This window comes from Ruegeria sp. N11 (assembly GCF_056531525.1).
The window spans coordinates 1-1,231 of record NZ_JBQFLX010000073.1; the positions used below are offsets into that span (position 1 = coordinate 1).

Sequence of the window (1,231 nt, forward strand, 5' to 3'; positions counted from 1 at the left end):
TGGACCTGTCCCATTTTTGTGCCGCCCCAAGTGCTCGTTTAGGCCACTTTCCGTTCGAATGCGACCGGACTTTTCCAACCCAATGCTGAGTGCCGTCGGCGCGGATTGTAGAAGCCGTTGATGTACTGGAAGATGGCCATTTCAACGTCTCGGCGTGTTGGCCATGACCTGCGCCAGATTAACTCGGCTTTGATTGTTTTGAAGAACGTCTCGACGGCGGAGTTGTCGTAACAATTGCCCTTGCCGCTCATCGATACCTGGAACCCATGCTGTCGCAGGAGCTTCTGATAATCGTGAGAACAGTATTGGCTGCCGCGATCCGTGTGATGAATGCATCCTTTGGGCGGTTGCCGCAGTGCCACGGCCATCTTCAATGCCCGGATTGCCAGATCACGCTTCATCCTGTCGCTGACCGCCCAGCCGATCACCCGGCGGGAATGTAGGTCAAGGATCACGGCGAGGTAGAGCCAGCCTTCGCGGGTCCAGACATAGCTGATGTCACCGACCCATTTCTGGTTGGGGCGATCTGCGCGGAAGTCCCGGTTCAACAGGTTGGGCGCAATATTGAAAGCGTGGTTGCTGTCGGTCGTCACCTTGTATCTCTTGGATCGTTCGACGCGGATGCCATTCTCTCGCATCAGCCGACCGACACGGCGGTGCCCAACATTCAGGCCCAGTTCTTTCAACTCTTCCGTCATTCTCGGCCGCCCATAGCTGCCCAGGCTGAGCCGGGATTGTTCCTTGATATGGGCCAGAACAACCATATCGCTTCTCTGCCTTTGGCTGGCAGGTCGGCTGCGATAGGCCCGCAGGCCGCGAGAACTGACATCCAAAACGGCACACATCCGATTGGCGCAAAAAATGTCACGATGTTCTTCGATGAACCTGAACCTCATGGCTTTTGGCTCGCGAAGAACTGCGTTGCCTTTTTTAAGATCTCCCTCTCCTCCTTGAGAATGCGGTTCTCCCGTCGAAGCCGTTCGTTCTCACGGGCAAGGTCAAGATCCTTATCGGACACAACATCCGTGTCGCGATGCGTCAAAATCCACTTATTCAAAGTCGATAGGCCAACGCCCAAATCAGATGCCACCTGTTTGCGTGTCAATCCGCTGGTCAGTGCGATCCGCACTGCATCAGCGCGAAACTCGTCCGTTCGTTTCGTTCCCATAGTTCATCTCCTTTGCTGCAATAAATGCTATCAAAGGAGCGGCATCAAACCGCGACACGTCCA

Annotated in this window: 1 protein-coding gene; it reads right to left on the minus strand. The window is 55.1% G+C overall.

The annotated features are described in order from the left end of the window. Positions 1-38 precede the first annotated feature (38 nt). Positions 39-1,168 (minus strand): IS3 family transposase gene (locus ACR0J8_RS24215; RefSeq protein ID WP_480892865.1). Its coding sequence is split into 2 segments (ribosomal slippage): positions 39-925 and positions 925-1,168, totalling 1,131 coding nucleotides; the frame shifts between segments, so codons are not numbered across the junction. Positions 1,169-1,231: the final 63 nt, after the last annotated feature.